The 24694-nt window shown below is 61.6% G+C and carries 22 protein-coding genes and 2 tRNA genes; 17 read left to right on the top strand and 7 right to left on the bottom strand.

The features are described 5' to 3' along the window. Positions 1-186 precede the first annotated feature (186 nt). The 4 genes from carA to D9M09_RS09395 all read left to right on the top strand — a co-directional run bounded on the left by carA (position 187) and on the right by D9M09_RS09395 (position 5671). Positions 187-1365 (top strand): glutamine-hydrolyzing carbamoyl-phosphate synthase small subunit, encoded by a 1179-nt coding sequence (gene carA / locus D9M09_RS09380; protein WP_070219520.1) that lies wholly within the window; start codon positions 187-189, stop codon positions 1363-1365. Further along, positions 1358-4588: a carbamoyl-phosphate synthase large subunit gene (gene carB / locus D9M09_RS09385; RefSeq protein ID WP_070219519.1), complete on the top strand. Its 3231-nt coding sequence runs from the start codon at positions 1358-1360 to the stop codon at positions 4586-4588. Before carA ends, carB begins: the two co-directional genes overlap by 8 nt. A 163-nt stretch (positions 4589-4751) precedes the next feature. Continuing rightward, a complete protein-coding gene (gene greA / locus D9M09_RS09390) occupies positions 4752-5228 on the top strand; it encodes a transcription elongation factor GreA (RefSeq protein ID WP_034757428.1) in 477 nt (158 codons plus the stop codon). Next, positions 5228-5671, top strand: a complete 444-nt coding sequence (locus tag D9M09_RS09395; RefSeq protein WP_175444743.1) for a DUF4149 domain-containing protein — start codon at positions 5228-5230, stop codon at positions 5669-5671. Before greA ends, D9M09_RS09395 begins: the two co-directional genes overlap by 1 nt. 203 nt (positions 5672-5874) lie before the next feature. Here the strand turns inward: D9M09_RS09395 and D9M09_RS09400 are convergent, their stop codons facing one another. After that, a complete protein-coding gene (locus tag D9M09_RS09400) occupies positions 5875-6345 on the bottom strand; it encodes a YhbY family RNA-binding protein (RefSeq protein ID WP_010397237.1) in 471 nt (156 codons plus the stop codon). A gap of 42 nt (positions 6346-6387) precedes the next feature. Here D9M09_RS09400 and D9M09_RS09405 point away from each other — a divergent pair, with 42 nt between their 5' ends. The 6 genes from D9M09_RS09405 (at position 6388) to D9M09_RS09430 (ending at position 11862) form a co-directional block, all read left to right on the top strand. Further along, positions 6388-7071: an RlmE family RNA methyltransferase gene (locus D9M09_RS09405; protein WP_070219517.1), complete on the top strand. Its 684-nt coding sequence runs from the start codon at positions 6388-6390 to the stop codon at positions 7069-7071. A 202-nt stretch (positions 7072-7273) separates the two neighbouring features. Further along, entirely contained in the window at positions 7274-9154 is a 1881-nt protein-coding gene (ftsH, locus tag D9M09_RS09410; RefSeq protein WP_035817778.1) for an ATP-dependent zinc metalloprotease FtsH, read from the top strand. 115 nt (positions 9155-9269) lie between these two features. Next, complete coding sequence (gene folP / locus D9M09_RS09415; RefSeq protein ID WP_070219516.1) at positions 9270-10103, top strand: dihydropteroate synthase; 834 nt, start codon at positions 9270-9272, stop codon at positions 10101-10103. A 38-nt stretch (positions 10104-10141) separates the two neighbouring features. Next, positions 10142-11479 carry a phosphoglucosamine mutase gene (glmM, locus tag D9M09_RS09420; protein ID WP_070219515.1) on the top strand — a complete coding sequence of 446 codons (1338 nt, stop codon included), beginning with the start codon at positions 10142-10144 and terminating at the stop codon, positions 11477-11479. 137 nt (positions 11480-11616) lie between these two features. Then, a tRNA-Pro gene (locus tag D9M09_RS09425) sits at positions 11617-11693 on the top strand. A gap of 94 nt (positions 11694-11787) precedes the next feature. Further along, positions 11788-11862 (top strand) — tRNA-Arg (locus D9M09_RS09430). Positions 11863-11933: 71 nt separating this feature from the next. Here the strand turns inward: D9M09_RS09430 and D9M09_RS09435 are convergent. The 3 genes from D9M09_RS09435 to D9M09_RS09445 form a co-directional block, all read right to left on the bottom strand. Continuing rightward, positions 11934-12113: a hypothetical protein gene (locus D9M09_RS09435; protein WP_070219514.1), complete on the bottom strand. Its 180-nt coding sequence runs from the start codon at positions 12111-12113 to the stop codon at positions 11934-11936. Positions 12114-12272: 159 nt separating this feature from the next. Then, positions 12273-12839, bottom strand: a complete 567-nt coding sequence (locus D9M09_RS29590; RefSeq protein WP_230505431.1) for a PEP-CTERM sorting domain-containing protein — start codon at positions 12837-12839, stop codon at positions 12273-12275. A 306-nt stretch (positions 12840-13145) separates the two neighbouring features. Beyond that, positions 13146-13697 carry a GbsR/MarR family transcriptional regulator gene (locus tag D9M09_RS09445; RefSeq protein ID WP_175444744.1) on the bottom strand — a complete coding sequence of 184 codons (552 nt, stop codon included), beginning with the start codon at positions 13695-13697 and terminating at the stop codon, positions 13146-13148. A 137-nt stretch (positions 13698-13834) separates the two neighbouring features. Between D9M09_RS09445 and cydD the strand changes: the two genes are divergently transcribed. The 6 genes from cydD to D9M09_RS29915 all read left to right on the top strand — a co-directional run bounded on the left by cydD (position 13835) and on the right by D9M09_RS29915 (position 22479). Continuing rightward, positions 13835-15535 (top strand): thiol reductant ABC exporter subunit CydD, encoded by a 1701-nt coding sequence (gene cydD, locus D9M09_RS09450; protein ID WP_121669136.1) that lies wholly within the window; start codon positions 13835-13837, stop codon positions 15533-15535. Then, positions 15532-17214: an amino acid ABC transporter ATP-binding/permease protein gene (locus D9M09_RS09455; RefSeq protein WP_121669137.1), complete on the top strand. Its 1683-nt coding sequence runs from the start codon at positions 15532-15534 to the stop codon at positions 17212-17214. The genes cydD and D9M09_RS09455 overlap by 4 nt, the downstream gene beginning before the upstream one ends. Before the next feature lie 122 nt (positions 17215-17336). Next, positions 17337-18914, top strand: coding sequence for a cytochrome ubiquinol oxidase subunit I (locus D9M09_RS09460; protein WP_070310931.1), 1578 nt, complete (start codon positions 17337-17339; stop codon positions 18912-18914). A 13-nt stretch (positions 18915-18927) separates the two neighbouring features. After that, on the top strand, positions 18928-20082 hold the full coding sequence (cydB, locus tag D9M09_RS09465; RefSeq protein ID WP_070222087.1) for a cytochrome d ubiquinol oxidase subunit II: 1155 nt from the start codon (positions 18928-18930) through the stop codon (positions 20080-20082). A 173-nt stretch (positions 20083-20255) separates the two neighbouring features. After that, complete coding sequence (cydX, locus tag D9M09_RS09470) at positions 20256-20381, top strand: cytochrome bd-I oxidase subunit CydX (RefSeq protein WP_070222085.1); 126 nt, start codon at positions 20256-20258, stop codon at positions 20379-20381. A gap of 538 nt (positions 20382-20919) precedes the next feature. Beyond that, on the top strand, positions 20920-22479 hold the full coding sequence (locus D9M09_RS29915; protein WP_275527856.1) for a methyl-accepting chemotaxis protein: 1560 nt from the start codon (positions 20920-20922) through the stop codon (positions 22477-22479). 61 nt (positions 22480-22540) lie between these two features. Here D9M09_RS29915 and D9M09_RS09480 read toward each other — a convergent pair whose 3' ends face one another. Then, positions 22541-22720 (bottom strand): hypothetical protein, encoded by a 180-nt coding sequence (locus D9M09_RS09480; protein ID WP_070222083.1) that lies wholly within the window; start codon positions 22718-22720, stop codon positions 22541-22543. Between the two features lie 164 nt (positions 22721-22884). Here D9M09_RS09480 and D9M09_RS09485 point away from each other — a divergent pair, with 164 nt between their 5' ends. Beyond that, positions 22885-23604, top strand: a complete 720-nt coding sequence (locus tag D9M09_RS09485; RefSeq protein WP_121669138.1) for a hypothetical protein — start codon at positions 22885-22887, stop codon at positions 23602-23604. Between the two features lie 2 nt (positions 23605-23606). Here the strand turns inward: D9M09_RS09485 and D9M09_RS09490 are convergent, their stop codons facing one another. Further along, the gene (locus D9M09_RS09490; protein ID WP_070222081.1) at positions 23607-23981 is read right to left on the bottom strand and encodes a DUF1294 domain-containing protein; all 375 of its coding nucleotides are present in this window, start codon (positions 23979-23981) and stop codon (positions 23607-23609) included. Between the two features lie 59 nt (positions 23982-24040). Continuing rightward, the gene (locus D9M09_RS09495; RefSeq protein WP_121669139.1) at positions 24041-24607 is read right to left on the bottom strand and encodes a methylated-DNA--[protein]-cysteine S-methyltransferase; all 567 of its coding nucleotides are present in this window, start codon (positions 24605-24607) and stop codon (positions 24041-24043) included. Positions 24608-24694 lie beyond the last annotated feature (87 nt).

Here is a 24694-nt window from a genome sequence, read left to right on the forward strand (position 1 = left end):
TCTTCCTTGTGGAAAAGCTTCCTTTTGGTTATAATTCAAAGGTTTAGCCAATCACACATATACCGTAGCGACTACCCATCCCCTCATTCAAAATGACCGTTGAAACACCCTGAGTGCATCTGGCTCGGGTATCTAGGCGGTCGGTCTGACGTGGCGCAGCTACGGTAACTTTATCAGGAGTTGCCCTTGCCGCCATTTTTTTCTGGCCCTGCCGTTCCAGCCATATTAGCGCTTGCTGATGGAACGATCTTTAAAGGTTTTTCGATCGGTGCCGCCGGTCATACCACGGGCGAGGTTGTTTTCAACACCTCGATGACCGGGTATCAGGAAATCCTTACCGACCCAAGCTATTGCCGCCAGATGGTCACCCTGACCTATCCGCATATCGGCAATACGGGCGTCAATCCCGAAGACGTCGAGTCTTCCAAGGTACACGCCGCTGGCCTCATCATCCGCGATCTGCCATTGCTGGCATCCAATTTCCGTTCCACGCTCTCCCTGTCCGATTACCTGAAAGCTGAAAATATCGTCGCCATCGCCGGCATCGATACACGCAAGCTCACGCGCATCCTGCGTGAAAAAGGTGCGCAGGGCGGTGCCATCCTCGTCGGTACGCAAGGCAACGAGCCATCTAGCGCCCAAGCGCTGGAGCTGGCCCGCTCCTTCCCCGGCCTGGCCGGCATGGACCTGGCCAAGGTCGTCTCGGCCAAGGCGCCGTATGAATACCGCGAAACGGAATGGACCCTGGGCGAAGGCTACGGCCAGCTGGCTGACGCGGACGCGAAATACCACGTGGTCGCCTTCGACTACGGCGTCAAGCGCAACATCCTGCGCATGCTGACGGCGCGCGGCTGCAAAGTCACCGTGCTGCCCGCGCAAGCGACGGCGGCCGACGCCCTGGCGCTGAATCCGGACGGCATCTTCCTGTCGAACGGCCCCGGCGACCCGGAACCGTGCGACTACGCCATCGCGGCGACCCGCGAGTTGATCGAGAAGGGTATCCCGACCTTCGGCATCTGCCTCGGCCACCAGATCATGGCGCTCGCTTCCGGCGCGAAGACCTTGAAGATGAAGTTCGGCCACCACGGCGCCAACCACCCGGTGCAAGACCTGGAAACGAAACAGGTCTTGATTACCTCGCAAAACCACGGTTTCGCAGTCGACGCGGCAACTCTGCCCGCGAATTGCCGCGTGACCCATGAATCGCTGTTCGACGGCTCCCTGCAAGGCTTTGCCCGCACGGACAAGCCGGCCTTCTGCTTCCAGGGCCACCCTGAAGCGTCGCCGGGCCCGATGGATGTTGCTTACCTGTTTGACCGCTTCATCAACTTGATGGCTGCGGAGGAGAAAAAGAAAAATGCCTAAACGTTTAGATATCAAAAGTATTCTGATTATTGGCGCTGGCCCGATCGTGATCGGCCAGGCCTGCGAATTCGATTATTCCGGCGCGCAAGCGTGCAAGGCCCTGCGCGAAGAGGGCTATAAAGTCATCCTGGTCAACAGCAATCCTGCGACCATCATGACGGACCCGGAAATGGCCGACGTGACCTACATCGAACCGATCACCTGGTCGGTTGTCGAGCGCATCATCGCCAAGGAGCGTCCTGACGCCATCCTGCCGACGATGGGCGGCCAGACGGCGCTGAACTGCGCGCTGGACCTGTTCAACAATGGCGTGCTGGCGAAATACAACGTCGAGCTGATCGGCGCATCGCCGGAAGCCATCGACAAGGCCGAAGACCGTTCCAAGTTCAAGGACGCGATGACGAAGATCGGCCTCGGTTCGGCACGCTCGGGCGTGGCGCACTCGATGGAAGAATCGTGGGCCGTGCAGCGCACCCTGGGCTTCCCGACCATCATCCGTCCATCGTTCACCATGGGCGGTTCCGGCGGCGGCATCGCCTACAACGAAGAAGAATTCGAAACCATCTGCAAGCGCGGCCTGGAAGCATCGCCGACGAAAGAGCTGCTGATCGAAGAATCGTTGCTGGGCTGGAAAGAGTACGAGATGGAAGTGGTGCGCGACAAGGCGGACAACTGCATCATCATCTGCTCGATCGAAAACCTCGACCCGATGGGCGTGCACACGGGCGACTCCATCACGGTTGCGCCAGCGCAAACCCTGACGGACAAGGAATACCAGATCATGCGCAATGCCAGTCTGGCAGTGCTGCGCGAGATCGGCGTCGACACCGGCGGCTCGAACGTGCAATTCTCGATCAACCCTGTCGATGGCCGCATGATCGTCATCGAGATGAACCCGCGCGTATCGCGTTCGTCGGCGCTGGCATCGAAAGCGACGGGTTTTCCGATCGCCAAGATCGCCGCCAAGCTGGCCGTCGGTTTCACCCTGGACGAGCTGCGCAATGAAATCACGGGCGGCGCCACGCCGGCATCGTTCGAACCGTCGATCGATTACGTCGTCACGAAGATTCCCCGTTTCACGTTCGAGAAATTCCCGACCGCCGACCACCACCTGACGACGCAGATGAAATCCGTCGGCGAAGTGATGGCCATCGGCCGTACCTTCCAGGAATCGTTCCAGAAAGCCTTGCGCGGCCTGGAAGTGGGCGTGGACGGCATGAACGAAAAGACCAAGGACCGTGAAAAGATCGAAGAAGAACTGGGCGAGCCTGGTCCTGAGCGCATCTGGTACGTGGGCGACGCGTTTGCCCAAGGTTTTACTTTGGAAGAAGTGCACCAGCTGACCAAGATCGACCCATGGTTCCTGATCCAGATCAAGGAAATCGTCGACCTGGAACTGTGGCTCGATACGCAGAAGCTGGAAAACCTGGACAAGAACACCCTGTACAAGTTGAAACAGAAGGGCTTCTCGGACCGCCGCCTGGGTTTCCTGTTGCAGACGACCGACACGGCCGTGCGCCAGCAGCGCCATGCGCTGAACATCCGTCCCGTCTACAAGCGCGTCGACACGTGCGCGGCGGAATTCTCGACCGACACGGCGTACATGTATTCCACGTACGACGAAGAGTGCGAATCGAATCCGACCGACAAGAAAAAGATCATGGTGCTGGGCGGTGGCCCGAACCGTATCGGCCAGGGTATCGAGTTTGACTATTGCTGCGTCCACGCGGCCCTCGCCATGCGCGAAGACGGCTACGAAACCATCATGGTCAATTGCAACCCAGAAACGGTTTCGACCGACTACGATACCTCGGACCGCCTGTACTTTGAATCGCTGACGCTGGAAGACGTGCTGGAAATCGTCGCCATCGAAAAACCGGTGGGCGTGATCGTGCAGTACGGCGGTCAGACGCCATTGAAACTGGCGCTGGACCTGGAAGCGAATGGCGTACCGATCATCGGCACCTCGCCCGACATGATCGACGCGGCCGAAGACCGCGAGCGTTTCCAGCAGATGCTGCACAAGCTGGAACTGCGCCAGCCGCCTAACCGCACCGCGCGCACGGAAGCCGACGCCCTGGCGCTGGCGCAGGAAATCGGCTACCCGCTGGTCGTGCGTCCATCGTACGTGCTGGGCGGTCGCGCCATGGAAATCGTCCACGAGCAACGCGACCTCGAGCGCTACATGCGCGAAGCCGTCAAGGTCTCGCACGATTCGCCGGTGCTGCTGGACCGCTTCCTGAACGACGCCATCGAGTGCGACGTCGATTGCATCTCCGACGGCGAAACGACGTTCATTGGCGGCGTAATGGAACACATCGAACAGGCTGGCGTCCACTCGGGCGACTCGGCTTGCTCCTTGCCGCCGTATTCGCTGGCACCGGAAACCATTGAAGAACTGAAACGCCAGACGGCGCTGATGGCCAAGGGTTTGAACGTGGTCGGCCTGATGAACGTGCAGTTCGCGATCCAGAAGCAAGAGATCGATGGCGCAATGAAAGATGTCGTCTTCGTGCTGGAAGTCAATCCACGCGCGTCGCGCACCGTGCCTTTCGTCTCGAAAGCCACGGGTCTGCAACTGGCGAAGATCGCCGCGCGCTGCATGGTCGGCCAGTCGCTGGCGTCGCAAGGCATCACGCAGGAAGTCGTGCCGCCATATTTCAGCGTCAAGGAAGCCGTGTTCCCGTTCGTCAAGTTCCCGGGCGTGGACACCATCCTCGGCCCTGAAATGAAATCGACGGGCGAAGTCATGGGCGTGGGCCTGACCTTCGGCGAAGCGTTTGTGAAATCGCAACTGGGCGCCGGCGTCAACCTGCCAAAATCGGGCAAGGTTTTCATCAGCGTGAAAGCGTCGGACAAGCCGCGCGCCGTGCAAGTGGCGCGCGACCTGGTCGAGTCCGGTTTCACCGTGGTCGCCACCAAGGGCACCGCCGCCGTGATTGCTGCTGCCGGCATCGCCGTCACGCCAGTGAACAAGGTGATCGAAGGCCGTCCGCACGTGGTCGACATGATCAAGAACCATGAAATCGTGCTGGTAATCAACACCGTGGAAGAAAAGCGCAGCGCCATCGTCGATTCGCGGGCCATCCGCACGTCGGCCCTGGCCTCGCGCGTGACGACCTACACGACCATCGCGGGCGCGGAAGCGGCCGTCGAAGGCATCCGCCATCTGGATGAGTTGCGTGTGTATGATTTGCAAGGTCTGCACAAGACCTTGAACTAAGTGCGTTTGCAGTGACCGCCGTTAGGCGGTACACTGCATGCTTATCAACCACAGAGTTCCGTGCAGAGCAGCGCGCGGCCTCTGTGGTTTTCACTTGGTAAGTCCGTTAACCGTGGCAAAACACGGACAACGGCGCCGATAACTAGCAGATAGTAGAGATAACATGACCTCAGTCCCATTGACCAAATACGGCGCAGAACTCCTGAAGGAAGAGCTGCATCATTTGAAGACCAAGGAACGCCGCATCGTCATCGATGCGATCGCCGAAGCGCGTTCGCACGGAGATTTGTCGGAAAACGCCGAGTACGATGCCGCCAAGGAACGCCAGGCCTTCGTCGAAGGCCGCATCGCCGAGCTCGAAGGCAAGCTGGGCGCAGCGCAAATCATCGACCCGACCGCGCTCGACGCGGAAGGCCGCGTGGTGTTTGCCTCGACCGTGAACCTGGAAGACCTGGAATCGGGCCAGAAAGTCACGTACCAGATCGTGGGCCTCGATGAAGCCGACCTGAAAATGAACAAGGTGTCCGTGACGTCCCCGATCGCCCGCGCGCTGATCGGCAAGTACGCCGGCGACGTGGTGGAAGTGCAGGCGCCGTCCGGCCCGCGCGAATACGAGATCCTGGAAGTACTGTACATCTGATGCTGGGCCGCGTGCGCTTCCTCGTTGCCACCCTGTGGGCGGGCAGCCTGTGGACCATCGGCTTCGTCGTGGCGCCCACCCTGTTCGGCACCCTGAGCGACCGCGTGCTGGCAGGAAACATCGCCGGCAGCATGTTCCGCGCCGAGGCGTGGCTGTCCATCGTCTGTGCGCTGGTACTGCTGGCCTTGCTGCAATGGGCGCCCGGTGCGCTGGAGCTCAAGCGCCGCCGCCTGCTGGGTGCGCTGGTGCTGTCCATGCTGGTGTGCGCGCTGCTCAGCCATTTCGGCATCACGCCGCTGATGGCCGAACTCAAGGCGCAAGCGCCGTCGGGCATCATGGACGAGGCCATGCGCAGCCGCTTCGGTATGCTGCATGGCGTGTCGACCCTGATCTTTGCCGTGCAGAGCCTGCTGGCGGGCGTATTGATCTGGAAACAGCAGTAATCGGCTGTGGTGTTGTCGGATTACGCGCTGCGCGCTAATCCGACCTACATGACTGATGGTCGATATCGTAGGTCGGATTAGCGGCGCCTTGGCGCCGTGTAATCCGACAAGCGCAATTGCAATAAAAAAGCGGAGCAGGGGATATCCCGTGCTCCGCTTCTTGTTTCAAGCCCGGCCGCCTCGCGGTGGCCGGGTGAACAGGCTTACTTGCTGCCCAGTGCGCTTTTCTTGGCGCTTTTCTGACGTGGCTTGGCACGCTTGATGGAACCGCCTTCGGTAACGCGCTCATTGCCCTTGATCATGACTTTCGTCACGCTCGGGCGCTTGGTGCCGCTGGCGCTGGCCTTGACGATGGTCACTTCGCGCATGCCTTTGCCGGCGCTGACCTTCTCCTTAACCACTTCTTTTTTCGGACGGTAGATTACCAGCAGTTTGCCAATATGTTGTACCGGGGCGGCGCCGAGATTGCCGCAAATCGTATCGTACATTCCGACGCGGGCTTCGCGGTCGTCGCCGAACACGCGGACTTTAATCAGGCCGTGCGAATCCAGGCCAAGGTCGATCTCTTTGAGGACAGCAGGTGTCAAGCCCGCTTCGCCAATGATGACGATAGGCTTCAGCGCGTGTGCTTCGGCGCGCAGTGCGCTGCGCTCTACGGGTGTAAGTTTTAGCATAATAATATTTAGTAATTCCCTTAAAAGCAGTATTCTACGCGAATGGCAAAGAAGAAATTAAACAAAAACTGGTTGCACGACCACATAAATGATCCTTATGTGAAGTTGGCGCAAAAAGAGGGCTACCGCGCCCGGGCAGCATACAAGCTCAAAGAAATCGATGAAGACGAGAAACTGATCAAACCTGGCCAGGTGATTGTCGACCTTGGTTGTACTCCCGGCAGCTGGGCCCAGTACACGCGGCGCAAGCTGGCCGGCAAGGATGGCGGCGGGGTCAATGGTACCCTGATTGGCCTGGACATGCTGGAAATGGAGCCGATCGCCGATTTCCACTTCATCCAGGGCGACTTCCGCGAAGCGCGCGTATTGCGCCAGCTGGAAGTGGTGTTGCAAGGCCGCAAGGTCGATCTGGTCCTGTCGGACATGGCGCCCAACCTGTCGGGCATTGCCACGGCGGATGCCGCGCGCATGGAACATCTGATCGACCTGGCCATCGAATTTTCGCAATTGCACCTGAAGCCGTCTGGCGTATTGCTGGTGAAATGCTTTAAAGACATGGGTTTCAGCCAGATCGTGGAGAAATTCCGTGCTGAATTCAAGGTCGTGGTACAGAAAAAGCCGAAGGCCAGCCGCGATAAATCGTCGGAAATCTTCCTGATGGGCCGTGGAATCAAGAATCCGCTGAAAAATGCCGTAGAAGAAGATGATCCCGCCCTTGATATTTGAGCGGGAATCCGCACATGGGAACGAGAAGTGCAGTAGCGTCTGATGGCATAAAAGCCTAAATTGTTTATACTGCATTTTTTTGCGTGAACGCGGTTTTTTCGCGCGCACGGATCGGCGGGCTTTGGCACGGCCCGCTTATTGCGAGTAAAATCGTGTTTCTAGCTATAGGTAAAGAGATGCGCACTGCATCCAAGGAGTCTTCGTGAATAACATGTTTTCCAAATCTGCCATCTGGGTAGTCGTATTGCTGCTGTTGTTCATGCTGTTCAAGCAATTCGACAGTCATGGCGCCACAGGCGGCAGCAAGGCCATCGCTTATTCCGATTTGCTGGATGAAGTCAAAGCCAAGCGCGTCAAAGATGTCGTGATCGAAGGTTCGTCGATCACCGCCAAGCTGATGGACGACACCAAGGTGCGTACCACTGCCACCAGCCTCGACAAGGGCCTGATCGGCGACTTGCGCGACAATGGCGTGCATTTCGATGTGCGTCCGCCCGAGGAAGCGTCTTTCCTGCAAACTATTTTTGTTTCCTGGTTCCCCATGCTGCTGTTGATCGGCGTCTGGGTCTTCTTCATGCGTCAGATGCAAGGCGGCGGCAAGGGCGGGGCATTCTCGTTCGGCAAGTCGAAGGCGCGCATGATGGATGAAGCCAGCAACACCGTCACCTTCGCCGATGTCGCCGGTTGCGACGAAGCGAAAGAAGAAGTCAACGAAGTGGTCGACTTCCTCAAGGATCCGAGCAAATTCCAGAAACTGGGCGGCCGTATTCCCCGCGGCGTGCTGATGGTCGGTCCTCCTGGCACGGGTAAAACCCTGCTGGCGCGCGCCATCGCCGGCGAAGCCAAGGTGCCGTTCTTCTCGATTTCCGGTTCTGACTTCGTGGAAATGTTCGTCGGCGTGGGTGCCAGCCGCGTGCGCGACATGTTCGAAAACGCGAAAAAGCATTCGCCATGCATCATCTTCATCGATGAGATCGACGCTGTCGGTCGTCACCGCGGTGCCGGCATGGGCGGCGGCAATGACGAGCGCGAACAGACCCTGAACCAGTTGCTGGTCGAGATGGACGGTTTTGAAGCGAACTCCGGCGTCATCGTCGTGGCCGCCACCAACCGCGCCGACGTGCTCGACAAAGCCTTGCTGCGTCCGGGCCGCTTCGACCGCCAGGTGTCCGTCGGCTTGCCCGATATCCGCGGCCGCGAACAGATCTTGAACGTGCACATGCGCAAAGTGCCTATCGGTACCGATGTGAAAGCCGATATCCTGGCCCGCGGTACGCCTGGTTTCTCGGGTGCCGACCTGGCCAATCTGGTCAACGAGGCAGCCTTGTTCGCCGCCCGCCGCAGCAAGCGCCTGGTGGAAATGGCTGACTTTGAAGATGCGAAAGACAAGATCTACATGGGTCCCGAGCGTAAATCGATGATCATCCGCGAGGAAGAGCGTCGCAACACGGCTTACCATGAGTCCGGTCACGCCGTCGTCGCCAAACTGCTGCCGAAGGCCGATCCCGTGCATAAAGTGACGATCATGCCGCGCGGCTGGGCCCTGGGCCTGACCTGGCAGCTGCCGGAGCACGACAACTTGTCCGCCTACAAGGACAAGATGCTGGAAGAAATTTCCATCCTGTTCGGCGGCCGTATTGCCGAAGAGATTTTCGTGGGGCAGATGTCCACCGGCGCGTCGAACGACTTCTCGCGCGCCACCAAGCTGGCCCGTTCCATGGTGACCCGCTTCGGCATGTCCGACAGCATGGGCGTGATGGTCTACGAAGACAGCGAAAACGAAGGTTTCTTCGGTGGCGCCACCAAGACGATCTCGGAAGCGACCCAGCAAAAGGTCGATGCTGAAATCCGCAACATTCTCGACAAGCAATATGCTTTGGCGCGCACCTTGCTGGAAGGCAACCGCGACAAGGTCGAAATGATGACGAAAGCCTTGCTGGAATGGGAAACCATTGATGCAGAGCAAATCAATGACATCATGGCCGGCCTGGAGCCGCGTCCACCGAAAGTCATTCCGCCACGCCGCAATGCGGGCGACAGCGGCACGGGCGGCATCTCGCCAAACGTGACGGCACCAGCCTGATTAGTGCGGCCCTGACGGGCGGCACGCAAGGGGATGGCAAGAACGAGGGTAAGGAGCAATCCTTGCCCTTTTTCGTTGCCGCAGCAGTTTTTTCCTGACGACTACAAAGATTCACATGCGACACTATTTGCAATTCGGCCGTTTCGGCTTCAACCTGTCCGGCGCGCAGGCGCTGGTGATGGGCATCCTGAACATCACGCCCGACTCGTTTTCCGATGCGGGCCAGTATCAGCACCTGGAATTTGCCCTGTCGCGCGCCGAGCAGATGATGCTTGATGGCGCCGACATCATCGATATCGGCGGCGAATCGAGCCGCCCCGGCGCGCCGCCGCTGCCGCTGCAGGACGAGCTTGCGCGCGTCATGCCGGTGCTGTACGCCTTGCGCGACTGCGGCAAGCCCTTGTCCGTCGACACGTACAAGCCGGAAGTCATGCGCGAAGCCATCCTGGCGGGCGCCGACATGATCAACGACATCAACGGTTTTCGCGCGCCAGGCGCCATCGAGGCCGTGCGGGACAGCGATTGCGCGCTGTGCATCATGCACATGCAAAACGTGCCAGAAACCATGCAAGCCCAGCCGCAGTACGACGACGTGGTGCGCGAAGTCATCGACTTCCTGCGCGAACGCATCGACACCATGACGGCGGCCGGCATCGCCCGCGAACGCCTGTGCGTAGATCCCGGCTTCGGCTTTGGCAAAACGGTGGAGCAGAACTACGCTTTATTGCGCGCCACGCGCCAGCTGCGCAGCGAGCTGGACCTGCCTGTGCTGGCGGGCCTGTCGCGCAAGTCGATGATCGGCGCCGTGACGGGACGTCCCGTCGAGCAGCGCCTGGCCGGCAGTGTTGCCGGTGCGCTTGCGGCGGTAGCGCAAGGCGCGGAAATTATTCGTGTGCATGATGTAGCAGAAACCGTCGATGCCCTGAAGGTCTGGCGCATGGCGCACTGAAGCTGTAAGATTCATTATAAACAACAAAAGAGAAATTTATGACGCGTAAATATTTTGGCACCGATGGCATCCGCGGCCTGGTGGGCACCGCTCCGATCACCCCCGATTTCGTCATGCGCCTCGGTTATGCGGCCGGCAAGGTGCTGGCCAAGTCGGAGGGCGGCAAGGCGCGTCCGACGGTACTGATCGGCAAGGACACGCGCATTTCCGGCTACATGCTGGAAGCGGCGCTGGAAGCGGGCCTGTCGGCCGCCGGCGTGGATGTGATGCTGGCCGGCCCCATGCCGACGCCGGCGATCGCTTACCTGACGCGGGCGCTGCGCCTGTCGGCTGGTGTGGTCATTTCCGCCTCGCACAATCCGTATCACGACAATGGCATCAAGTTCTTTTCCGGCCAGGGCACCAAGCTGCCCGACAGCGTGGAACTGGAAATCGAAGCGGCGCTCGACGAGCCCATGGCTTGCGTGGCGTCGGACAAGCTGGGCCGCGCCAAGCGCCTCGACGATGCCCAGGGCCGCTACATCGAATTTTGCAAGAGTACCTTCCCGAACGAGCTGGACTTGCGCGGCCTGAAGATCGTCGTCGATTGCGCGCATGGCGCCGCCTACCATATCGCGCCGCACGTCTTCCATGAACTGGGCGCGGAAGTCATCGCCATCGGCAACAAGCCCGATGGCTTCAACATCAACGCGGGCTTTGGCGCCACGGCAACCAAGGCCATGGCCGAAGCCGTCGTCGAGCACGGCGCGGACCTGGGCATCGCCCTCGACGGCGATGCCGACCGCCTGATCATGTGCGACGCCACGGGCCGCTTGTACAACGGCGACGAATTGTTGTACGTCATGGTCAAGGACCGCCTGGCGACGGGTCCCGTGGCCGGCGCCGTCGGCACGTTGATGACGAATATGGCGCTGGAAGTGCTGTTCAAGCAGCAGGGCATCGGCTTTGCGCGCGCCAAGGTGGGCGACCGCTACGTGCTGGAAGTCATGAAGGAAAAGGGCTGGATACTGGGCGGCGAGGGCTCGGGCCATTTGCTGTGCCTGGACCGCCACACGACGGGCGACGGCATCGTCTCTGCGCTGCAAGTATTGTCCGCGCTCAAGCGCAGCGGCCAAAGCCTGCAGCAATGCCTGGCCGAACTGGTGCTGTTCCCGCAAACCCTGATCAATCTGCGCGTGGCGCCCGGTTTCGACTGGCAGAAGAATGCTGCCATGGTGGCCGAGAAGGAACTGGTCGAGGCCGAACTGGGCGACACGGGCCGCGTGCTGATCCGCGCTTCGGGCACCGAACCGCTGATCCGCGTGATGGTGGAGGCGAAGGACAAGGAGAAGGCCGAGTCGATGGCGCGCCGCATCGCCGACAAGGTCGGCAGCTGAAAACGCCCAAGGCGGCGTTGCACTGCCTTGCCCTGAACGTTTTCAGCAAGCCTCTTCAAGCAGGCGCGATAGTTATTTCCATCTAATTCGCCTGGGGCAATTGACGAAATTGGGCAGGGGCGTTATTATCTTGTCTTCGGAGTGTGGCGCAGCCCGGTAGCGCACCTGGTTTGGGACCAGGGGGTCCAAGGTTCGAATCCTTGTACTCCGACCAAAGTCATAAGCGGGCTGTCAGAAATGACAGCCCGTTTTCTATTGTGCGACGCCTTGGCATTGCTGGCGCGCATAGACTAAAATGCTGCACCTTTCCGCCCATCGTTCAACGGATAGGACAACGGTCTTCTAAACCGTGAATGGGGGTTCGATTCCCTCTGGGCGGACCAGTTCATGCTGGTCATGCACGCGACAGCCTGTCGCATTGCCATCACTCTTCATCTTTTGCCTGCCTGCCGTGTCACGGCTGCGCAAACAGTACCACGCTCAGCAAATATAACAGCGGCGCCGCGCACAGCAGCGCGGATAGTAGCGACCCCATTTTCTTGCTGGCCAGCCGGGCCAGGCGCAGCCGTTCCCGCGCGGGCAAGTGCTGGCGGATCACGCTGCGCGCGCGTGGCTGAAACGGTTGTTCGTGCATGAGATCTCCCTCGTCGATCAGCAGTGGATGCCGTCGAGCATAGCGAGGGGGATCTAAAAATGGTGTAAAAAGCGTGCCTGGCGCCGCAAGCGCGGTGTAAAGATGCGGCTGGCATGGAGGCGGCAGCGGGCGATGTTGCGCCGCTGCCGCTGGTGATGCTTACTTTCCCTGGCGGCGGCGTGCCAGGAAGCCCAGCAGGCCCAGGCCGGCGAGCAGCATGGCATAGGTTTCAGGTTCCGGCACGGCGGAAATGAAGGCCCTGTAGTTGCTCAGGTCCTTGGGCAGGCCCGCCACCGTGAACGTGGTGCCGGCAGCCACTGGCGCGGCCCAGTGGAACACCAGTTCGCCCTGGCCGAAGTGGATGGCCAGATAGTCATAGGCGGCCGCGCTCGTATAGGAATTGACCCCGCCGCTCAGGCCTGCCGTGGTGCCGGCAGTGCAGCCCGAAGTGGCGCTGTCGCAATACGAAACGGCGGCGCCCAGGCTGCTGCCGAACACGCCATTGATGTAGCCCTGGATGTCCGAGGGGCTCTGCGGCACCAGATTATCGTCATAATATTTCACCTCCAATGCCGGTGATGGCGAATAGGTGACGGTGCTGCCGGCAATGACGAAACCGCTGGCCGGCCCCACATCGACCCAGGTGGCCGCTTGCGCTGCACTTGCCAGTACGGTCATTGCGGCCAGCATGGATGCCTTGACGGCAATGCTTTTTATGCTTTTCATGAAAATCCCCTTGTGCTTGAGACAGTTGCTACATCGTGTAGGGATACGCCCCTGCCTGCCGGGGAAGTCATCCCATTGCCCGTTTTTAGCTGCTATTTCCTGCGCGTACTGGGTACGCAAATGCAAGCTTACTCTTGATGTAAATTAATACAATTTTAATAATTCTATTGGTTTGCTTGACAACATCGCATGCGGCTATGTATGGATGTGCTAGCGATGGCCAACATGACGTTAGGAAATAGCGTGACAAGGCGCGCCAGCTTGTGCTAGCGGCGTTAGGACTTGGGAAAAGGGGAGGCGCGTGCTTCAGTCGCTGTTGTTGCTGACGCCAAACAGGCGATCCTTGGCGTTGAGCAGCTTTTGTACCTTGGCGCCCATTTTCATCAGTTGCGCCATCGATTCGGGCGACAGGCGCTGCAAGTCGTCGAACCAGGTGTTGGCCAGGTCGACCAGTTCATACATTTCGCGCATGCGCTCCTGGGCATATTGATCCACGGGTTCCGTGGCCGGCGCCAGCAGCGCTTCGCGCAGCACCGTCAGGGTAGGGGCCACCTCGCGGCGGCGGCGCTCGGCGGCCACCACGCGGAAGATTTGCCACACGTCGCCCAGCGAGGAAAAATATTCGCGCCGGTCGCCGGGGATGCGCGACTGGCGGATCAAGCCCCAGCCCTGCAATTCCTTCAGGCCGATGCTCACGTTCGAGCGCGAAAAACTCAGGTGCTCCGCGATTTCATCCGCGTGCAAAGGATGCTCCGCGACAAACAACAAGGCGTACACTTGCCCCACCGTGCGGTTAAAGCCCCAGCGGCTGCCCATCTCGCCGAAATGGCTGACGAAGGTCAGGATCAGCGGCGTCATTTGGATATTTTGAGTTTTCATAATTATCTGAATTTTTTCACGCCAAACCGCCAGGGTCAATTGATATATGTCATGTTTCGCAGTATTATACAAAAAATCGAATTTACAGAAAATTCTGAAAACTCAAAAAATATAAGATGACGACCTCGCCACTGTCCTTGCCCCGCTTTATTCTTCCCCGTGCCGCCAGTCTGGCGCAAGGCGGCGCCGCCTTGCTGTGGCTGCCGCAAGCGGCCTTGCTGGCCTGGGCCGTCCAAGCCATGCTCGATGGCGCGCCGTGGCGCGCGGCCCTGTTGCCGGCCGCCGGCGTGCTGCTGCTGGGCATGCTGCGCGCCGGCTGCGAAGCGTGGGGCGCGCGGCGCATGTATGCGGCCGCGCGCGCGCACCTGTCCACCTTGCGCGGGCAAGTGGCGCAGGCGCTGGCGCGCCGTTCGCCGCTGGACCGCCAGCGCGCCCAGTCAGGCCAGGCGGCCAGCGTCATCGCCGAGCAGGCCGAAGCCATCGTGCCGTATCTGGTGCGCTACAAGCCGGCGCGCTGGAAAGTCATGCTCGTGCCGCTCGTGATCCTCGCCGTGGTGACGCCGCTGTCGTGGATCGCCGCCTTGATCCTGCTCATCGCCGCGCCCCTGATTCCCGTCTTCATGGCCCTCGTGGGCATGGGCGCGCAGGCGGCCAGCCGCGCGCAGATGGTGGAAATGGGCAGCATGAACGCCTTTCTGCTGGACCGCCTGCGCGGCCTGGCCACCTTGCGCGCGCTCGATGCCGTCGATGCCACGGTCGCGCGGCTGGACGCCTCGTCGCAATCCGTGCGCCGGCGCACGATGGTGGTGCTGCGCATCGCCTTTTTGTCGTCCGCCGTGCTGGAACTGTTTTCCGCGCTGGGCGTGGCCATGGTGGCCGCCTTCATCGGCTTCTCGCTGCTGGGCAGCCTCGATTTCGGCACCTGGGGCCGCGAACTGAGCCTGGGGCAGGGCTTGTTCATCCTGCTGCTGGCGCCCGCGTTCTTCGAGCCGCTGCGCGAGCTGGCCGCCGTCTGGCACGACAAGGCGGCCGGCGAGGCGGGCCTGGCCGGACTGCACGATCTGGCCGCCGAGGGCGTGCCTTTGCCGGGCTTTGGTGCGGAAGTTGCCGCCGTCTCCGCCGCCGCCATGGCGGTGGCGCCGCCGCCTGCCATTGACATCCATCAACTGCGCTTTGCCCATCCCGGCGAAGCGCCCGTGTTCGACGGCTTGGACTTGAGCGTGCGCGCCGGCGAACACGTGGCCCTGCTGGGCGCCAGCGGCGCCGGCAAGACCACCTTGCTGTCCCTGCTGGCCGGCTTGCTGCCCGCCGGCGGCGGCGACATCCGCATCGGCGGCGTGCGCCTGAATGACGGTACCGTCAATACCGTGCGCCAGCGCATGGCCTGGATGGGCCAGCGTCCGCACGTGTTTGCCGCGTCCGTCAGCCAGAACGTGACACTGGGCCGGGCAGGTGCGAACGCCGCGCACGTGACGCAGGCGCTGCACTTGGCCGACCTGGCCAGCGTGGCGCAGGCGCAGCCGGCCGTCATGCTCAGCGATGGCGGCCAGGGCTTGTCCGGCGGCGAAGCCGTGCGCCTGGCCCTGGCCCGCGTGGCCCTGCATCCGCATGCGGACTTGCTGCTGGTCGATGAACCGACGGCCCACCTGGACAGCGAAACGGCGGCGCGCGTCACGGACGCCTTGCTGGCCCTGGCAAAAGGCAAGACCATGCTTGTCGCCACGCACGACCCCGTGCTGGCTGGCCGGTTGCAGCGCACGGTGCAAGTTGATGCCCAGGCGCATGCGCAGACGCAGAAGGCAGAGGCGCGCGCATGAAAACATCGCTGATATCGCACCCCGTGCTGCGGCAATTGCTGCTGGCCCAGCCCCGCAAGCTGATCGGGGGCGCCATGCTGGCGGCCCTGACGGACGTGGCCGGCATGGCCTTGCTGGGCTTGTCCGGCTGGTTTATTACCGCCACGTCGATCGCCGGCTTGCACGCGTCCACCGCCATCGTCTTCGACGTGTTCGGCCCGTCGGCCGGCATCCGCCTGCTGGCTATCGGCCGCACTGGCTCGCGCTATGCGGAGCGCCTCGTCACGCACGACGCCACGTTCGCCGCCCTGGCGGCCATCCGCGTGCAGCTGTTTCGCGGCTGGTCGCGTCCGGAAGCGGCCGGCCGCCTGCTGCGCCAGCCCGCCAGGCTGCTGTTCCGCCTGACGGCCGATATCGACGCGCTCGAATCGCTGTATCTGCGCCTGCTGGTGCCCGCCTTCACGGCACTGTGCGTGGCCCTGCTGGCCGGCGTGGCGTTGGGCGTGATGCAGTGGCAGCTGGGCCTGGGCCTGGCCGCGTGGCTGCTGGCCGCCGGCGGCGGCATCAGCTGGCTTCTGGCGCGCGGCGCCCGCCGTCCCGCCATCGTGCGTACACGCGCCATCGAAAAACTGCGTTCCGCCACCATCGACCTGGTGGCGGGCCAGACGGACCTGGTGATGGCGGGCCGCATCGGCGCCCAGTGCGCCGCGCTGGGACAGATCGACCGCTCGCTGGCGCAAGCCGATCTTGCCCTGCTGCGCCTGGAGACGGCGGCGGGCGCCGCGTATGGCGTGGCGGGCAGCGCGACCCTGGCAGGGGTGCTGCTGGCCGTGGCCGCGCTGGTGCAGCAGCAGGCGCTGAACGTGCCGCTGGCGGCCCTGGCCCTGCTGATCGCCCTGACGGCCGTGGAACCGTTTGCGGGACTGCGCCGCGGCGCGCTGGAAGCGGGGCGCATGCTGCTGGCCATGCACCGCCTGGCGCCGCGCCTCGATGCTCAGGAGATCGCAGTGCCGCCGGCTGACGGCGCACCGGGCTTGCGCCTGGAACATGTCAGCGGCGCACATGCGGGCAGCCATGTCGCCATCTTGCATGATGTTTCCCTGCACATCGGCGAGGGCGAACGCGTGGCCTTGATCGGCCCCAGCGGCGCGGGCAAGTCGACCTTGCTGGCCATCGCCGCGCGCGAGCTGGCGCCGTTGTCGGGCACGGTGCACGCGGGCCGCGCCTGTTTATTCACCCAGAAGACGGAACTGTTCCAGGACAGCTTGCGCGACAACCTGCGCCTGGCCGACCCGTCCGCCAGCGATGCGCAGCTGTGGGCGGCGCTGCAGGCGGCCGGCCTGGAGGACGAAGTGCGCGCCTTCGCGGGCGGCCTGGACACCATGCTGGGCGAGGGCGGCCTGGGCTTGTCGGGCGGCCAGGCGCGCCGCTTGGCGCTGGCGCGGCTGTTCCTGCACGCATCGACCTTGTGGCTGCTGGACGAGGCGACGGAAGCGCTCAATGCGCAGACGGCGATCGATGTCCTGCAGCGCCTGGGCGCGCGCTGCGAAGGGCGCAGCTTGCTGATCGCCACCCACTTGCGGCGCGAAGCGGCGCTGGCGGACCGGCTGATCAGCCTGCGCGATGGCCGTATCGTCGGCGACGCGCGCCGTGGCACGCCAGCCTTCGAGGCGGCGCTGGCGGGCCTGCGCGCAGATTAAGGAGTGAAGGGAAGACTGGAGACACAGGCGGTCCGTATGCCAGCGTGAGGGCGGCGGACCAATCGAATCGCATCAGATAGATACCAAGTTTACACACAGTAGGGAAATACCAAGGAAATCATATGGACTTCGATATTGTCGCTTTATCCAGACTGCAGTTCGCGCTGACAGCTCTGTACCACTTTATATTCGTTCCGCTGACGATAGGGCTGTCAGTGATCCTCGCCATCATGGAGACGGTCTATGTGATGACGAACCGTCCCATCTGGCGCGACATGACCAAGTTCTGGGGTGTCTTGTTCGGCATCAACTTCGCCATGGGCGTGGCGACGGGCGTCGTCATGGAATTCCAGTTCGGCATGAACTGGAGCTATTACAGCCATTATGTGGGCGACATTTTCGGCGCGCCGCTGGCCATCGAGGGCTTGATGGCTTTCTTCCTGGAAGCGACCTTCGTCGGCCTGTTCTTCTTCGGCTGGGACAAGCTGTCGAAGCGGGGCCACCTGGTCACCACCTGGCTGGTGGCCATCGGCTCGAACTTCTCGGCCCTGTGGATTTTGATCGCCAACGGCTGGATGCAAAATCCCGTCGGCGCGGCCTTCAATCCGCAGACCATGCGCATGGAAGTGACGGATTTCGGCGCCGTGCTGACGAACCCCGTGGCACAGGCGAAATTCGTGCACACGGTGTCGGCCGGCTATACGGCGGCGGCCATCTTCGTGCTGGGTATTTCCGCCTGGTATCTGCTGAAGGGCCGCCATGTACAGCTGGCCAAGCGCTCGATGACGGTGGCCGCCTCGTTCGGCCTGGCCGCCACCTTGTCGGTCGTGGTGCTCGGTGATGAAAGCGGCTACCTGTCGTCCGAACACCAGAAAATGAAGCTGGCCGCGATCGAAGCCATGTGGACCACGGAGCCGGCGCCCGCCGCCTTCACGGCCATCGGCTTTCCCGACGCGAAAGCGCGCGAGACGCATTACGCCGTGCATATCCCGATGGTGATGGGCTTGATCGGCACGCGTTCGCTGACGACGGAAATCCCCGGCATCGAGCAATTGGTCGACCGCGGCGAGCTGCTGATCCAGGATGGCATCAAGGCGTATGACGCGCTGCAAACCATCCGCAGCGTGGCGCCGGGCAGCCCCGTGCCGCAAGAGGCGAAGGACGTGTTCGAGTCGAAAGGCCAGTCCATGGGCTATGCCTTGTTATTAAAACGCTATGTCGACGATCCGCGCCAGGCCACGCCCGAGCAGATCCGCCAGGCCGCGCTCGACACCGTGCCGCCCGTGGGGCCCTTGTTCTGGTCCTTCCGCGTGATGGTGGGCCTGGGCATGTTCTTTATCCTGTTGACCGGCACCTTCTTCATTCTGTCGACGCGCCGCACCCTGGACAAGCACCGCTGGCTGCTGAAGCTGGCCGTGTTCGCCATCCCGTTGCCGTGGGTGGCCATCGAGGCGGGCTGGATCGTGGCCGAAGTGGGCCGCCAGCCGTGGGTCATCGAAGGCGTGCTGCCGACGGCCGTGGCCGTCTCCAACCTGGGGGCGTCGACGCTCCTGATTACCATCGCCGGCTTTGCCGCCATCTACACCGTGCTGTTGATTATCGAGATGAAGCTCATGCTCAAGGCCATCCGCAAGGGGCCGGAAGAGACGCCGCGGGCTCCCGTGCCAGCGGCCGCAGCCATTCATACTCAACGCGCCTGAGGAGGACCAGACCATGATTTTGCATGAAATGATTTCGTATGAAACCCTGCGCCTGATCTGGTGGCTGCTGATCGGCATATTGCTGGTGGGCTTTGCCATCACGGACGGCTTCGACTTGGGCACGGGCATCCTGCTGCCGTTCGCCGGCAAGACGGACCTCGAGCGCCGCGTCATCATCAACAGCATCGGCCCCGTATGGGAAGGCAACCAGGTATGGCTGATCCTCGGCGGCGGCGCCATCTTTGCCGCCTGGCCGCAGCTGTACGCCGTCTCGTTCTCGGGCTTTTACCTGGCCATGTTCGTCATCCTGGTGGCGCTGATCGTGCGTCCCGTGGCCTTCAAATTCCGCAGCAAGCGCGAAGACCCGCGCTGGCGCGCCCGCTGGGACGCGGCCCTGTTCGTGGGCGGCTTCGTGCCGGCCCTGATCTGCGGCGTGGCCATCGGCAACGTGCTGCAAGGCGTGCCGTTCCGTTTTTCGCCGGACATGCATATCTTCTATGACGGCAGCTTCTTTGCGCTGCTCAACCCGTTCGCCTTGCTGTGCGGCCTCGTCTCGGTGGCCATGCTGGTGATGCATGGCGCCACCTGGCTGCAAGTGAAAACGGACGGTGCCGTGGCGGAACGTTCGCGCCGCTACGGCAGCGTGGCGGCAATCGCCACGGTCGTGCTGTATGCGGCAGCCGGCGTGGCCCTGTGGCTGTGGGTCGATGGCTACCGCGTCACCAGCGCCGTCGTCGTCGATGGCCCGTCGAACCCGATGCTGAAAACGGCGCAAGTGCACGTGGGTGCCTGGTTCCTCAACTTTGCCGCCCATCCGTGGACCTGGATCGCCCCTGCGGCCGGTTTGCTGGGTCCCTTGCTGGCGTTCGCCTTGCTGCGCGCGCGCCGCGAAGTGCCCGCCTTGCTGGCCAGCGCGGCCAGCATCGCCGGCATCATCCTCAGCGTGGGCGCGGCCATGTTCCCGTTCATCCTGCCATCGTCGATCGACCCGCGCGCCAGCCTGACGGTGTGGGATTCCTCGTCCAGCCACATGACCCTGTTCATCATGCTGGTCGTCACGGCCGTCTTCATCCCCCTCATCGTGGCGTATACGACGTGGGTGTATAAAGTGCTGTGGGGTAAGGTTGACGGCAAAGCCATCGAAGACGACAGCGGTCACGCTTATTGAGAACACCTGACTAAACCTACTGCGCGTCGCCCTTTGCGGCCGGCGATGCTCACCGTACTGGAGTACGGTTGCGCTTCTCGACCACAAATCGCTGCCGCTCACTACGGTTTTGTTAGGTGTCGTTAGTTTGATAGTAAAAACGATCAAGCTGGAATTGAAGAAAGGAAATAATTATGTGGTACTTCGCCTGGATACTGGGTCTTCCGCTGGCGGCGACGTTCGCCGTGCTCAATGCGATGTGGTATGAAGTCGCCGATGGCGACACGACGCCCGAGCAGTACCGCGACACGCCGAACTAGTCGCGCCTGAATTTGATCTGCCCCGCCCGGTGCAATGGTTTTGCCATTGCCGCCCGGCGGGGCATTTTTATGGTTTTTCGCGGATTTCAGTCAAGCAAATCCCGCCATGCCGTGAAAGAGGAAAGATTTGTTGTACGGCCAACACGGTATTCGCCGCCGTACCGGCAGAACTTCACTGAGCCGTGCCGAACGCACGGCTTTTCATTGCCCGCTCCCTGCATTGTCATCGACGCGACGTACGTCCGCGGATCGAGCCGGTCTGCACAGGCGGAAATTCGCTAACACTTGCCCTTGCACACTTCACATCATTTGATAATAAATTTGTGATTTTTGTTTTGTTTTTGTTGTTTTCATTTATTTTTATTAAATTTACTTTAAATCGCCAAAATTAAGCTGTAAAATAAGTTGCTTCCTATAAATATAGAGTGACGATTTGGCAAGGAACTTGACTTCGAATGATCGCCTCTCACTCATGCGAGAGCAATGTCATCTCGGTAGCTGAACCAGAGGCAAGCATAGTTAATTCAAGGAAAATATTATGAGCATGATAAGGGGACTCAAGCTAACGCACCGTCTGGCTGTACTGATTGTGATCTTTTCGGTCGGTTTCATCCTCTATGGCCTGTGGTCGTTCAAGACTCTGCAAGAATGGAAAGTGAACGGCCCTGTTTATCAGAAAATAGTGCAAAGCAAGGATCTGATTGCGGACGTGTTGCCACCGCCGGAGTACATACTGGAATCCTATCTGGTCAGTTTTCAGCTGCTGGCGACCGAGGATCGTGCCGAACAGGCGCAGTTAATCGCACGATTTAACACGCTCAAACGTGATTACGATGAGCGCCATGCATTCTGGAAGGGCGCGACACTGGATGCCGATATCGCCGGGCTGCTGCTGAACAAGGCGCATGCGCCGGCGCTGGCCTTCTACACGGTTGCACTGCAACAGTTCATCCCCGCAATAGAGGCACAGGACAAGGCCGGCGCCACCGTTGCGATGAAAAAAATGACGATCAGCTACGCCCAGCATCTGCAGGCCATCAAGCAACTGGTCGAGATGACCAGCCAACGCGCGTCGGCGATAGAGGCGGATTCGAGCGCGCGCATCACGGTGGCGGGCAGCTTGCTGTTGGCGATACTGCTGGTCTCGCTGGGCACGGCGATTGGGGTGGCTGTGCTCATTAGCAAGAGTATTACCAAGCCACTGCAGGACGCCGTGCACGTTGCCCGCATTGTCGCTTCCGGTGACCTGCGCAGCCATATCGCGACCGACTATCGCGACGAGCCGGGCGAATTGATGCGTGCTCTGAAAAGCATGACGGAGAGCCTGCGTCATACGGTGGGCCGTGTGCGTGGTGGTACTGAAACCATCTCGACTGCCTCGCAGGAAATTGCTGCTGGCAATTTGGACCTCTCGGCCAGAACCGAGGCTCAGGCCGGTGCACTGGAGCAAACATCGTCGGCGATGCAGCAGTTAACCAGCAATGTGCAGCAGAATGCCGAAAGCGCTCAGCAAGCCAATCAACTGGTCTTGTCGGCTTCAGCGGTAGCGGTGCAGGGCGGGCAGGTGGTCGAACGTGTCGTCGCGACCATGGTATCCATCAAGGACAGCTCGAACCGTATCGTCGAGATTATTTCCGTGATCGACGGCATCGCGTTTCAAACGAATATTCTGGCCCTGAACGCGGCTGTCGAAGCGGCGCGCGCCGGTGAGCTGGGGCGCGGTTTTGCTGTCGTCGCATCGGAGGTGCGCGCCCTGGCGCAACGTTCCGCCACGGCCGCCAAAGAGATCAAGCAGCTGATTGCCGAGTCGGTCGAAAAAGTCGAGCTTGGCAGCAATCTGGCCGATGAAGCGGGCGGCACGATGAAGCAAATCGTCTCCTCTGTCCAGCAAGTCGCCGGCATCATGGGGGAAATCGCCGTCGCCAGCCAGGAACAAAACGATGGCATCAAACAGGTGAATCAGGCCATCAGTCAGATGGATGCAGTGACCCAGCAGAATGCCGCCCTGGTCGAGCAGTCGGCGGCGGCAGCGGCCAGCATGCAGGAGCAGGCGGACAGCATGATGCAGGACATGCGCGTGTTCAAATTGCTGGCGTGACCTTGGTGACCGGCCTTGTGCAACCGGGGCCTTTCCTGGCCGGCCAGGAAAGGCAGGGGACTCAGGCCGGCGACTTGCTGACCGGTTTTGGGGTGGCAATGGCGATCGGGTCGCTGGCCGGAAAGCTCTCCTTCAGCGCTTCATCGAGCGCTTCCTCGGCGTGGCTTTCGCCCGCCGGCGTGGGCGAATCGCGCTCTGGTGGCGGGGCGGGCGTGGTGGCGGCGTTGGTGCTCGAATGCATGGTGATTCCCTCGCGGTGGTGCGCCAGGTAGCCGGGAGGCGATGGCGCGGGCTGATGCTACCAGCCTAGCACATCGCGCGAAAAAAGCGCGCCCGCCGCGCTTGCCGCAAGAGAGCAGGGCGGCGTCTGCTACACTGCGCTCCACTTTGACCGACGGAATTGCCATGACTTCCCCATCCCTGCCATACCGCGCCACCGCAACCGAAGCCTGCGCCTGGCTGGCGCAACAGACGGGCACCCCGTGGACCCTGGCGCGCCTGCTCGAGCAGGGCGGCTTGCCGTTTATCTGGCTCGACTACAGCGTAGCCTGGGCCGAGCTGTTCCATGATGGCGTGACGCGCTATGCGGCGCCCGTCGTGTTCATCGAGGACAAGCAGCACCTGGCCGCGGGCGCCGGTGATGTCTGGCTGCGTTTTACGCGCGACTCGGGCAATCTCCCCATTGAACTCAAGGGGCAGGGCTTGCGCGTGCCGCTGGACGGCTTGCACTTCCAGGAGCGCGACCTGTTGCGTTTGCTCAAGGAACTGCAGCATCCGCAGCCGGTCGACACGGCAGCGGACAAGGCGCCCGTGGTCTTGCCCAGCGCCTTGAAAGGCCTGGGGCGCGAACAGATCCTGACTGCTTTTGCCGGCGTGGGCAAGGTCGACCTGGACCAAGGCATGGCCAGCGGCGTGGGCATCTTTGGCGACGATGGCGCGCGCGTGCGCAAGAATTCGCGTGGCGGCAAGAACAGCCATTTGTGGCATCCGGTGACCCTGGCGTTCGGCTTGCACGATGTGCACCGCGTGCCGATGGCGCATTTGAAAAAGGCGTTCGCCACGCAAACGTTGCTGCGCGACTGGAAGGCGGACTGGCTGGAATCGCTGCGCCTGCTGGGAGAGTGACCTTATAACTCGATGGGGGCGACGTCCGTGCCGATATCGGGCGCCGCGTAATGCATGCTGAAATACACGAAAGCGCCGATATTGAGGGCGACCGTGATCCAGAACACGATGCGGAACGAGCGCTTGCTGGACTTGTGGCGCAGCCATTGCTGGGCCAGCACGGCGCCCGGCCAGCCGCACAGCAGTCCCAGCAGCAGCAAGGTGCGCTCCGGGGTGCGCCAGCGGCCCTCCTTGGCGGCGGACTTGTCGATCGCATAGGCAACGAAGCATCCCAGGCTCAGCACGCCATACACGAGGGCAACCAGGGCGGGGATGTGGAAAAAGAAGGTGGCGAGTAAGTACAGTACGACAAAGAACGCGATGACAAGGTAAGGCATAGGATGTGTTGGCTTGAACGGAGGGCGTGAGTATCCCACATGGGGAGCGATGGCGCCGCCTAAAATAAACAGCCTTGCGCCGTATCGACATGCACGGCGCGGCGGCGGGCGTGGCCCGTTTTCAGCGCTTCGCGGTCGCTGGACAGGGAAATGCCTTCCAGCGCCAACAAGGTTTCCTTGGCATGCAGACCGCCCGCAAAGCCCGTCAGCTCGCCCGTGGCACCGACGACGCGGTGGCAGGGGGCGATGATGGAAATGGGATTCTTGCCGTTGGCGGCGCCCACGGCGCGCACGGCGGCGGGGCGGCCGATCTGGCGCGCGATCTCGCCATAGCTGCGCGTCTGGCCGTACGGTATCGTCAGCAGCGCGCGCCAGACTTCCTGCTGGAATGGCGTGCCGGCAAAATCGAGCGGCACCTCAAAATGCTGGCGCGTGCCGGCAAAATATTCATCCAGCTGCCGCGCCGTTTCCTGCAGCACGGCGCAACCGTCATCGACGCGCATCGCGCCCAGGCGCACGCGGTTCGGCTTGTCGTTTTCCCAGAGGATGGCGGCCAGGGCTTCCCCGCGCGCCACCAGGGTCAGCTCGCCCACGGGCGAGGGCACCACGATGCAGTCGTATTCCATGTTGGTTCCTTGATCAGATGGCGCCAGTGTAGCAGGCTGGCGGCAGCCTGCGTATTGCGTGTAGGATAGTGTTTTATCGACATGGAG

Origin of the sequence: Janthinobacterium agaricidamnosum (assembly GCF_003667705.1) — a bacterium.
Taxonomy (GTDB): domain Bacteria; phylum Pseudomonadota; class Gammaproteobacteria; order Burkholderiales; family Burkholderiaceae_D; genus Janthinobacterium.

Excerpts from the sequence above, each read along its gene's own strand:
- carB (WP_070219519.1), top strand. The coding sequence starts at position 1,358 with ATGCCTAAACGTTTAGATATCAAAAGTATTCTGATTATTGGCGCTGGC.
- greA (WP_034757428.1), top strand. The coding sequence starts at position 4,752 with ATGACCTCAGTCCCATTGACCAAATACGGCGCAGAACTCCTGAAGGAA.
- D9M09_RS09395 (WP_175444743.1), top strand. The coding sequence starts at position 5,228 with ATGCTGGGCCGCGTGCGCTTCCTCGTTGCCACCCTGTGGGCGGGCAGC.
- D9M09_RS09400 (WP_010397237.1), bottom strand. The coding sequence starts at position 6,345 with ATGCTAAAACTTACACCCGTAGAGCGCAGCGCACTGCGCGCCGAAGCA.
- D9M09_RS09405 (WP_070219517.1), top strand. The coding sequence starts at position 6,388 with ATGGCAAAGAAGAAATTAAACAAAAACTGGTTGCACGACCACATAAAT.
- folP (WP_070219516.1), top strand. The coding sequence starts at position 9,270 with ATGCGACACTATTTGCAATTCGGCCGTTTCGGCTTCAACCTGTCCGGC.
- glmM (WP_070219515.1), top strand. The coding sequence starts at position 10,142 with ATGACGCGTAAATATTTTGGCACCGATGGCATCCGCGGCCTGGTGGGC.
- D9M09_RS09435 (WP_070219514.1), bottom strand. The coding sequence starts at position 12,113 with ATGCACGAACAACCGTTTCAGCCACGCGCGCGCAGCGTGATCCGCCAG.
- D9M09_RS29590 (WP_230505431.1), bottom strand. The coding sequence starts at position 12,839 with ATGAAAAGCATAAAAAGCATTGCCGTCAAGGCATCCATGCTGGCCGCA.
- D9M09_RS09445 (WP_175444744.1), bottom strand. The coding sequence starts at position 13,697 with ATGACGCCGCTGATCCTGACCTTCGTCAGCCATTTCGGCGAGATGGGC.
- cydD (WP_121669136.1), top strand. The coding sequence starts at position 13,835 with ATGACGACCTCGCCACTGTCCTTGCCCCGCTTTATTCTTCCCCGTGCC.
- D9M09_RS09455 (WP_121669137.1), top strand. The coding sequence starts at position 15,532 with ATGAAAACATCGCTGATATCGCACCCCGTGCTGCGGCAATTGCTGCTG.
- D9M09_RS09460 (WP_070310931.1), top strand. The coding sequence starts at position 17,337 with ATGGACTTCGATATTGTCGCTTTATCCAGACTGCAGTTCGCGCTGACA.
- cydB (WP_070222087.1), top strand. The coding sequence starts at position 18,928 with ATGATTTTGCATGAAATGATTTCGTATGAAACCCTGCGCCTGATCTGG.
- cydX (WP_070222085.1), top strand. The coding sequence starts at position 20,256 with ATGTGGTACTTCGCCTGGATACTGGGTCTTCCGCTGGCGGCGACGTTC.
- D9M09_RS29915 (WP_275527856.1), top strand. The coding sequence starts at position 20,920 with ATGAGCATGATAAGGGGACTCAAGCTAACGCACCGTCTGGCTGTACTG.
- D9M09_RS09480 (WP_070222083.1), bottom strand. The coding sequence starts at position 22,720 with ATGCATTCGAGCACCAACGCCGCCACCACGCCCGCCCCGCCACCAGAG.
- D9M09_RS09485 (WP_121669138.1), top strand. The coding sequence starts at position 22,885 with ATGACTTCCCCATCCCTGCCATACCGCGCCACCGCAACCGAAGCCTGC.
- D9M09_RS09490 (WP_070222081.1), bottom strand. The coding sequence starts at position 23,981 with ATGCCTTACCTTGTCATCGCGTTCTTTGTCGTACTGTACTTACTCGCC.
- D9M09_RS09495 (WP_121669139.1), bottom strand. The coding sequence starts at position 24,607 with ATGGAATACGACTGCATCGTGGTGCCCTCGCCCGTGGGCGAGCTGACC.